Annotated in this window: 8 protein-coding genes; 3 read left to right on the top strand and 5 right to left on the bottom strand. The window is 61.8% G+C overall.

Annotation, left to right across the window (positions count from 1 at the left end):
- Both J5M57_RS26205 and J5M57_RS26200 read left to right on the top strand, forming a co-directional pair.
- The coding region (locus J5M57_RS26205; RefSeq protein WP_207872023.1) for a YgjP-like metallopeptidase domain-containing protein at positions 1 to 364 on the top strand (364 nt) is incomplete at its 5' end.
- 50 nt (positions 365 to 414) lie between these two features.
- Positions 415 to 711 carry a winged helix-turn-helix domain-containing protein gene (locus tag J5M57_RS26200; RefSeq protein WP_003229005.1) on the top strand — a complete coding sequence of 99 codons (297 nt, stop codon included), beginning with the start codon at positions 415 to 417 and terminating at the stop codon, positions 709 to 711.
- A gap of 96 nt (positions 712 to 807) precedes the next feature.
- Here J5M57_RS26200 and J5M57_RS26195 read toward each other — a convergent pair whose 3' ends face one another.
- The gene (locus tag J5M57_RS26195; RefSeq protein WP_207848411.1) at positions 808 to 1,260 is read right to left on the bottom strand and encodes a GNAT family N-acetyltransferase; all 453 of its coding nucleotides are present in this window, start codon (positions 1,258 to 1,260) and stop codon (positions 808 to 810) included.
- Between the two features lie 257 nt (positions 1,261 to 1,517).
- Here J5M57_RS26195 and J5M57_RS26190 point away from each other — a divergent pair, with 257 nt between their 5' ends.
- Positions 1,518 to 2,255: a transporter substrate-binding domain-containing protein gene (locus J5M57_RS26190; RefSeq protein ID WP_207848412.1), complete on the top strand. Its 738-nt coding sequence runs from the start codon at positions 1,518 to 1,520 to the stop codon at positions 2,253 to 2,255.
- 177 nt (positions 2,256 to 2,432) lie between these two features.
- On the opposite strand, the gene yccS is transcribed toward J5M57_RS26190, so the two are convergent.
- From yccS to mdtD, 4 genes are all read right to left on the bottom strand, one after another.
- Positions 2,433 to 4,625, bottom strand: coding sequence for a YccS family putative transporter (gene yccS / locus J5M57_RS26185; protein WP_207848413.1), 2,193 nt, complete (start codon positions 4,623 to 4,625; stop codon positions 2,433 to 2,435).
- Positions 4,626 to 4,921: 296 nt separating this feature from the next.
- Entirely contained in the window at positions 4,922 to 6,100 is a 1,179-nt protein-coding gene (locus J5M57_RS26180) for an NAD(P)/FAD-dependent oxidoreductase (RefSeq protein WP_207848414.1), read from the bottom strand.
- 136 nt (positions 6,101 to 6,236) lie between these two features.
- A complete protein-coding gene (gene dbpA / locus J5M57_RS26175; protein WP_064589587.1) occupies positions 6,237 to 7,622 on the bottom strand; it encodes an ATP-dependent RNA helicase DbpA in 1,386 nt (461 codons plus the stop codon).
- A gap of 232 nt (positions 7,623 to 7,854) precedes the next feature.
- A complete protein-coding gene (mdtD, locus tag J5M57_RS26170; protein ID WP_083367697.1) occupies positions 7,855 to 9,282 on the bottom strand; it encodes a multidrug transporter subunit MdtD in 1,428 nt (475 codons plus the stop codon).
- Positions 9,283 to 9,322: the final 40 nt, after the last annotated feature.

The raw sequence follows: 9,322 nt of genomic DNA, 5'->3' as shown, positions 1-9,322 counted from the left end.
GAGCGACAAGGCGCTGTACAGCTACGCACTGGACCTGAAGCAGGAATACCTGCGCAACGCGCCGGCCATCGACAAGGTGCTGTTCGACAACCGCCTCGACCTGACTCACCGCGCGCTGGGCCTGCACACCACGGTGTCGCGGGTGCAGGGCGGCAAGCTCAAGGCCAAGAAAGAGATTCGCATCGCTTCGCTGTTCAAGGAGGCGGCGCCCGAGTTTCTGAAGATGATCGTTGTGCATGAACTGGCTCACTTCAAAGAGTCGGACCACAACAAGGCTTTCTACAAATTGTGTGAACACATGCTGCCCGGGTATCACCAGGTCGAGTTTGACCTGCGGGTGTACCTGACGTGGCGGGATCTGTAGGCGCTGCCGAAGGCTGCGATCTTTTGATCTTTTAATTAACGGAGCCATGCATGGACGTCAGCAAGACCAAAAGCAGTTTTTACCGTCGCCTGTACGTGGCCTACCTGATCGACAGCGGCCTGGCTCCCAGCGTCCCGGCGCTGACCGAGGTCACCGGCATGCCACGGCGCACGGCGCAGGACACAATCGCCGCGCTGGCGGATCTGGATATCGTCTGTGAATTCGAGCAGGAAGAGGGCGCGCGCAACCATGCCGGGCGCTATCGGATTCGTGAGTGGGGGGCGATTGATCGCGGGTGGATCGAGCGGAATTTGCGGCAGATCAAGGCTGTTCTGGAATATCCCTGAGTCTTGCAGTGTTTGAGCTGACACAATCGCGAGCAGGCTCACTCCTACAATTGAACGCATTCCAAATGTAGGAGTGAGCCTGCTCGCGATAGGGCCTCAAGGACGACGCATGCCTATGTGCGGAATGTCATCCTCCAGATACTCCTCACCCACCACCACAAACCCGTACCTGCCGTAATACCCCTGCAAATGCGCCTGGGCCGACAGATAGATCGGCACCTGCGGCCAATGCTTCGCAGCCTGTTCCAAGGCGTGTTCCATCATCGTGTGCCCCAGCCCTTTGCCACGACCCTGCGGGGCGATGATCACGCGGCCGATCACCACGTCGCCGCCCTGGGACTCGGGATCCAGCAGGCGCAGATAGGCCATCAACTGATTATCTTCCCAGCCCATCAGGTGATGGGTGTCGCCGTCCAGATCCTGACCATCGAGGTCCGGGTAGGCGCATTTCTGTTCGACCACGAACACCTCTGAGCGCAGCTTTAACAGTGCGTACAACTGCTCTTTGCCCAGATCGCTGTGATGTTTGCAGATCCACTCGATTGTCATCTTCCGGCTCCTTGAACGCTGTCGTTCGATACTAAGCGCACGGGCTCCGGATGTCTGTATGGCGTAAGAGTCTGTGATAAAGGTCAAAATGCCATCATTCCTTTCTCGCGCCGGCGGCTGCTTTGTGTAATCTGCTGGAAAGCGCTGTGCACTGGCTTCAATGAGCTAATGTTAGGGCCTGGGTGTCGCCGGTAAGGAGCCTTGGGGGTTTGACTGAAAAACACGCCGGGCCGCCCGCCCGCTAAGGATTTTCGAGCATGCCGCGACTGCATCGAGCCTTTGCTTTGATCGGATTGCTGTTGCTGGCCCAACCCGCCGCAGCGGACAAGCTGCGACTGGTGTTTGATATCTGGCCGCCCTTTACCGACGACACGCTGGTCAACGGCGGCCTGGCCACCGACATTGTCAGCACCGCGCTGGCCCGGGCCGGCTATGCCAGCGACTATGAGCAGGTGCCGTGGGCGCGGGCGCTGCTGGGGGTTGGCGAAGGGCGTTATGACGTGCTGGTCAACGCCTGGTACAACGACGAGCGCACCAGAATCGGCCAGTTCTCTGGCGAATACCTGCTCAACCGCATCCGTTTTCTCAAGCGCAAGGACACGCCGCTGGAGTACGGCAACCTGGAGCAACTGCACACGTACCCGATTGCCGTGGTGCGCGGTTATGCCTACTCACAGGCGTTCGATGCCGATACCGGGCTGCAGAAAGTCCCTGTGCATAACTTTGCAATGGCGGTGCGCATGCTGGCGGCGGATCGGGTCAAGCTGACCCTGGAAGATGAATACGTCGCGCGGTATTACCTGGCGCGCGAATCATCCAAGGTGCGCAACGCCGTGGAGTTCCTGCCCAAGCCGTTGAGCGAGAACAGCCTGCATATTCTGGTGAGCCTGAAGAATCCGCAGCATGAGCAGATTGTGGCGGGGTTTGATAAGGCGATCGCGGCGATGAAGGCGGATGGCAGTTATGAGCGGTTGATGCGCCAGCATGGGATGTGAGGGCTGATCCAGATTCTTTGCTGTGGTCGATGGCCTCTTCGCGAGCAGGCTCGCTCCCACATGGGTTCTGTGTCGTGCACACACTCACTGTGGGAGCGCCCTGTCGCGAGCAGGCTCACTCCTACAGTTTGAAATGCGTTCCCCTGTGGGAGCGAGCCTGCTCGCGAAGGCGTGCTTTCAGCCAGCGCTAATCTCACTGGTGTCTTTGATCAAATGTGCCGCCAACGTACGCAGCGGCCCCAGCTGCCGGCAGATCAGCGCCAGTTGCGTCTGCACCAGCCGCTGTCCTTCATCGATCTCGTCCGGCATCTGCTCCAGCTCATTGGCCAGCGCTTCCTCTTCGTCACTCTGGATCGCCACCGGCTGCTTGTTCGCCAGCCCCTGGGCGATGTCGTCGATGCTCGCGGCCAGTTTCACTCCGGCGCCGTTGATCAGCTGTTCGCGCACCTCTGCCGGCAGCTGCGTCTCACGATGCGCGCCCAGCCCGGACAGGTAACTGAGCAGGGTGTGCGACAGCACCAGAAAACGGAACCCGACATCCGCTTCCTTACGGAAATGCCCGGGCTCCATCAGCATGTTCGCCAGGGTGGTCGACAGCGCTGCATCGGCGTTGTGCGCGTTGCGCCGGGCCAGGCGATAGGCGAGGTCGTCGCTCTTGCCGGCGGCGTATTGCTGCATGATCTGGCGCAGGTAAATGCTGTTGCAGGTCAGGGTGTTGGCCAGCACCTTGTTCAGGCGTCGGCCCTGCCAGTCCGGCAGGAACAGGAACACCGTCAGGCCGGCGATCAGGCTGCCGAGCAGGGTATCGAACAGGCGTGGCAGGAACAGCCCGTAGCCGTCGCCGATCTGGTTGAAGCAGAACAGCACCATGATCGTGATCGCCGCCGTTGCCACGGTGTAGCGCGTGGTGCGGTTGGTAAAGAACACCACCCCGGCGGCGATGGCGAAGCACGACTGCACCAGCGGGCTCGGGAACAGATCGAACAGCGCCCACGCCACGGTCAGGCCGATGGCCGTGCCGAGGATCCGCTGACCGAGCTTGCGCCGCGTTGCGCCGTAGTTCGGCTGGCAAACGAACAGCGTGGTGAGGATGATCCAGTAGCCTTGCGACGGGTGAATCAGGTGCACCATGCCGTAACCGATACTCAGCGCCAGCGGCAGGCGCAGGGCGTGGCGGAACAGCAAGGAGGTCGGCGTCAGTTGCGTGCGCAGGCGCACCCAGACGTCCTTGAGGTTGCGCGGCGAGCGGTCGAGCAGGCTGCTGTCGGTGGCATCGGCCAAGGCATCCGGGTTGCTCGCGTCGCTGAGCAAACGATCGAGGGTGCCGAGGTTGGCCGCCAATGCGCGCAGCGAGCGCAGCAGGCCGCGCCACGCCGGGTTGCTCTGGATGCGCAGGTGTTCGAGAGAGGCGTCGAGGTCCGTCAGGGCTTCGGCAAAACTGGCATCGTAGACGAACGGCTGGCGCATCTGGATCGATTCGGCCAGCGCGCGGCAGGCCTTGCCCTGCTGGCGCAGCAGGCGCTGGCAGCGGAACAGCACGTCGCTGTGGAAGAACGCATCGGCCAGCGCGTTGTACGGATAGTGCGAGGAGCTGGCGCGTTCGTGGATGTCCTGGGCGAGGAAATACAGCTTCAGATAACGGCTGACTTTCGACCCCGGGCGACCGTTGCCGACCCGATGCAGAATGATTTCCTTGGCACTGTTCAGCGCTGCCACCACGCGGCCGTTCTGCTGCGCCAGTTCCAGGCGCCGCGCTTCGACGTCCAGTTGGCGGATTGGCTCGAACAGCGAGGCTTTGAGCTTCAGGTAAAAACCCAGTTCACGGAACAGTCGCGCCAGACTCTGCTGCACCGGCTGGTTGGAAAACAGCGCCTGCCACAGCACCGAGAGCAGGCCGTACCACGCGGCGCCGGCCACCAGCAGCATCGGTTCGTGCCAGAAATCGGTGACCGCGCCGCCGCGCTGGTCAACGCCGATCATGGTGTACACCGACAGAATCAAAGTGGCCGAGGCGATGGCGCCGTAACGCTCGCCGAGCGCCCCGAGCATGGTCAGGCCGAAGCTGGCCAAGGCCAGGGCGATGGCAAACATGATGGGGTAGGGGAAGAGCAGCTCCACCGACAGCGCGGCGATACTGAAACACACCAGTGTGACCGCCAGGGCATTGAGGCGGCCCTGCCAACTGTCGTCGGTCTCGGCCAGGGCGCTGGCGATGATCCCCAGGAACAGCGGGATCAGCAGGCCCATTTCATCCTGATACCAACACAGCGCCATGCTGCCGGTCAGGGCGATGAACACCCGCACGCTGTAGCTGAATTTATCCAGCGCCCACAGGCGCCGCAAAGACTGACGAAACGAGGTCGAGGACATGAAGTGCGAAGGCCTTCCGAGGCGATGCCGCTAAATTGAGCCAGTAATGACGCCGACGCAATGGCGCCGATCACATCTGACAGCAAAAAGTGTTCCTTACACGCGCATAGGTAGTCAGGACATTATTGACTGTGGCGAGGGAGCTTGCTCCCGCTCGACTGCGCAGCAGTCGTAAAATCGCTTAATGCGCTACATCTGGTGCAGCGCATTGTATGGTTTGGGGCCGCTTCGCAGCCCAGCGGGAGCAAGCTCCCTCGCCACAAAAGCGCGCTCCCACCGTTTTGATTTGTCCTGGCTCAGACGTACTGCGCAGCCGCGTAACCCGAGGCCCACGCCCACTGGAAGTTGAAGCCGCCCAGATGCCCGGTCACGTCGAGCACTTCACCGATGAAATACAGGCCAGGGCTTTTCAGTGATTCCATGGTCTTGGACGACACTTCGCGGGTGTCGACGCCACCCAGCGTCACTTCGGCGGTGCGATAGCCTTCGGTGCCGGCCGGCACGACTTTCCAGCTGCCCAGCTTGTCGGCGATCTGCGCCAGTTCGGCGTGGGTGTACTGCTTCATCGGTTTGGAGACGAACCAGTTGTCCGCCAGCAGGTTAGCCATCTTCTTGGTGAAGATCTCGCCGAGCAGGGTTTTCAGTTCGCTGTTCGGACGTTCGGCCACTTGCTGTTGCAACCATGCGGCGGTGTCGTGATCCGGCAGCAGGTTGATTTCCACGGTGTCACCCGGCTCCCAGAACGACGATATCTGCAGAATCGCCGGGCCGCTGAGGCCACGGTGGGTGAACAGGATGTTTTCGCGAAAGCTCTGGTCGTTGCAACTGACCAGACAATCCACCGAGGTCCCGGACAGCTCGGTGCACAGTTCCTTGAGCTGATCGGTGATGGTGAACGGCACCAGGCCGGCGCGGGTCGGCAGCAGTTCATGGCCGAACTGTTTGGCGACCTGATAACCGAAACCGGTGGCACCGAGCGTCGGGATTGACAGCCCGCCGGTGGCGATCACCAGCGACTGGCACTGCAGCGGACCGAGGGTGGTGTCGAGCAGGTAACCGCTTTCGACCTTCTCGATGGTCTGGATCGAGGTGTCCAGGTGCAGCTCGACGCCGACCTGATCGCACTCGTCGAGGAGCATGCCGAGGATGTCGCTGGATTTGTTATCGCAGAACAGTTGGCCGAGTTTTTTCTCGTGATACGGCACGCCGTGCTTGCCGACCATGCCGATGAAATCCCACTGGGTGTAGCGCGCCAGTGCCGATTTGCAGAAATGCGGGTTGTGCGAGAGGAAGTTGCCCGGCTCGGTGTACATGTTGGTGAAGTTGCAGCGGCCACCACCGGACATCAGGATTTTCTTGCCGGCCTTGTTCGCATGGTCGAGCAGCAACACTTCACGCCCACGTCCGGCGGCGGTCAGTGCACACATCAACCCTGCGGCGCCAGCGCCAATGATCACGACTTCGGTAGAGCGCAAAACGGTGTCCTCACAAATGTCACCACAAAACGAACTGTAGGAGCTGCCGCAGGCTGCGATCTTTTGATCTTGCTCTTTAAAAACAAAGTCAAAAGATCGCAGCCTGCGGCAGCTCCTACAGGGGAGTTACGTTGTCTTACAGGACACGCACGCGCAGCGAACGGCCCTTGATCTTGCCGTTGTTCAAACGCTGCAGCGCCTGCATGACCACGGTGCGTTCAACCGCCACATACGACTGGAAGTCGAAGATCGCGATCTTGCCGACCTGCGCGCCCGGGATGCCGGCATCGCCCGTCAGCGCGCCGAGGATGTCGCCCGGACGCACTTTGTCCTTGCGCCCGCCAGCGATGCACAGGGTGCTCATCGGTGGCTGCAGCGGGGCGCCGCCCTGGGATTTGAGGTTGTCCACCTGATCCCAGTTCAGCGGGGCTTTCTGCAACTGTTCGATGGCTTGCGCACGATGCGCTTCGGACGGTGCGACGAGGCTGACTGCGATGCCTTTTTCGCCAGCGCGGCCGGTACGGCCAACGCGGTGAATGTGGATTTCCGAATCGCGTGCCAGCTCGACGTTGATCACCATGTCCAGAGCATCAATGTCCAGACCACGGGCGGCGACGTCGGTGGCGACCAGTACCGAAGTGCTGCGGTTGGCGAACATCGCCAGCACTTGGTCGCGGTCACGCTGTTCCAGATCGCCGTGCAGGCCGACGGCGGAAATGCCTTTGGAGGTCAGGTAATCGACGGTTTCCTGCACTTGCTGCTTGGTGAAGCAGAACGCCACGGTGGAGGCCGGGCGGAAGTGGTGCAGGACTTTGGTCACTGCGCTCATGCGTTCTTCCGGGGAAATCTCGTAGAAGCGCTGTTCGATCTGCGTGTCGTCGTGGAACGCTTCGGCTTTCACCGTTTGCGGGTCACGCATGAATTTCGAGGCCAGTTGCTTGATGCCCACCGGGTACGTGGCGGAGAACAGCAGGGTCTGACGGCGCGACGGGGTTTTCTCGATGATGTCTTCGATGGCGTCGTAAAAGCCCATGTCGAGCATGCGGTCGGCTTCGTCGAGGATCAGCGTGTTCAGGCCGTCGAGCACCAGCGAACCCTTGCGCAGGTGTTGCTGGATACGCCCCGGGGTGCCGACGATGATGTGCGCGCCGTGCTCCAGCGAAGCGATCTGCGGGCCGAACGACACGCCGCCGCACAGGGTCAGGACCTTGATGTTGTCTTCGGCACGGGCCAGACGCCGGACTTCCTTGGCGACCTGGTCGGCCAGCTCACGGGTCGGGCAGATCACCAGTGCCTGGCAACCGAAGTAGCGCGGGTTGATCGGGTTCAGCAGGCCGATGCCGAACGCGGCGGTCTTGCCGCTGCCGGTCTTGGCCTGGGCGATCAGGTCCATCCCTTTGAGGATCACCGGCAAGCTCTGCGCCTGGATCGGCGTCATCTGGGCATAACCGAGGGATTCGAGGTTAGCCAGCATGGCGGCGGACAGCGGCAGAGTATTAAAAGCGGTGGCGATGGTGGTCACGGGACTGGCCTGCAAAACAAAATGTCGCGCAGTGTAGCAGCCCCGTGCCACTTTCCTCGAAAGTTCTGGACGAACAGCGAATAAAGCTCGAGGCAATGGGATTTACTTGTGGCGAGGGAGCTTGCTCCCGCTGGGGCGCGAAGCGGCCCCCGCTTTTCTACTCAAAAAGCAGGGCCTGCTGCGCAGTCCAGCGGGAGCAAGCTCCCTCGCCACAAAAGCGCTTCATCACACATCAGTGTTCAATGTGTTCTTCCGGACGCTTGGCCCGCCGACCGTCCTCTTTCGACAGTTGCGAGAAGATCGTCGCGGCCAGCATCGCCATCACGCCGACGGTGACGAAGGTCAGCTGGAACGCGCCCAGCACGGTTTCCACGCCATCATTGCCGATCTGCGCGGTAAAGCCGCCGAGCAATGCACCGGCGCAGGCCACACCGAGGCTCAACGACAATTGCGCCACCACCGACAACAGGCTGTTGCCGCTGCTGGCGCTGGCGTCGTCGAGGTCGATCAGGGTCACGGTGTTCATCGCGGTGAATTGCAGCGAGTTGATCGCGCCCAGCACGGCCAGCAGGCACAGCAGCAGCCAGTACGGCGTCTGCTCGCTGACCAGGCCCATGCTCGCCAGCATGATCCCCAGCGCCAGGGTGTTGCCGGTGAGCACGATGCGATAGCCCAGGCGTTCGATCAGCGGGCGCGCCATCCACTTGGCGAACATCGCGGCGGCGGCCAGCGGCAGCATGCTCATCCCTGCTTGCGACGGCGAATAACCCAGCGCCACTTGCAGCAGCAACGGCACCAGAAACGGCAGGGCGCCACTGCCCAGTCGGGCGAACAGGTTGCCGAGAATACCGACGGCGAAGGTCCGGGTCTTGAACAGCGACGGGGCGAACAGCGGATTTTCCACGTGCCCGGCGCGCAGCCAGTACGCCGCCAGACATGCCAGACCGGCGAACAGCAGCAACATCACCCGCAGGTGTGGCAGGTGCAGTTCGCCCAGGCCTTCCATGGCGATGGTGATCAGGATCATCGCCGCGCCAAACAACAGGAAGCCCAGGCTATCGAAACGTGTGCGCTCACTGCCGCGCAGGTCGGGGATGAACTTCCATACCGCGTAGCAGCCGAGGACGCCGACCGGCAGATTGATCAGGAAGATCCAGTGCCATGTCAGGTATTGCACCATCCAGCCGCCCATGGTCGGGCCGATCAACGGACCGAGCAGGCCGGGAATGGTGATGAAGCCCATGATCCGCACCAGCTCCGAGCGTGGATACGCGCGCAACACCACCAGGCGTCCGACCGGCAGCATCAGTGCACCGCCCAGGCCCTGAATCACCCGCGCGCCGATCAGCATGCTCAGGCTGCTGGACAACGCGCAAAGCAGCGAGCCGAAGCTGAACAGCAGAATCGCGCCAAAGAAGATCTTCTTGGTGCCGAAGCGGTCGGCGATCCAGCCCGAGGCCGGGATCAGCAACGCCACGGTAAGCATGTAGGCGATGATCACGCCCTGCATGCGCAACGGGTCTTCGGCCAGGTCCCGGGCCATGGCCGGCAGGGCCGTGTTGAGGATGGTCCCGTCGAGGGACTGCATGAAGAAAGCGATGGCGACGACCCACGGCAACCAGCGGGCGGTGATGGCGTCGAGAGGCGGGCGTGTGGGCATGGAACCTCTTGTGGGTTATTGATCCGAATGCTTGTCTTGG

The sequence above is a fragment of the Pseudomonas sp. 86_A genome (genome assembly GCF_017491705.1).
Lineage (GTDB): Bacteria > Pseudomonadota > Gammaproteobacteria > Pseudomonadales > Pseudomonadaceae > Aquipseudomonas > Aquipseudomonas koreensis.
Note: the sequence above shows the minus strand (reverse complement) of the source record. Positions and strands in the feature narration are given on the sequence as shown.

Coding starts and splice junctions, on each gene's coding strand:
- J5M57_RS26200 (WP_003229005.1), top strand. CDS start 415: ATGGACGTCAGCAAGACCAAAAGCAGTTTTTACCGTCGCCTGTACGTG.
- J5M57_RS26195 (WP_207848411.1), bottom strand. CDS start 1,260: ATGACAATCGAGTGGATCTGCAAACATCACAGCGATCTGGGCAAAGAG.
- J5M57_RS26190 (WP_207848412.1), top strand. CDS start 1,518: ATGCCGCGACTGCATCGAGCCTTTGCTTTGATCGGATTGCTGTTGCTG.
- yccS (WP_207848413.1), bottom strand. CDS start 4,625: ATGTCCTCGACCTCGTTTCGTCAGTCTTTGCGGCGCCTGTGGGCGCTG.
- mdtD (WP_083367697.1), bottom strand. CDS start 9,282: ATGCCCACACGCCCGCCTCTCGACGCCATCACCGCCCGCTGGTTGCCG.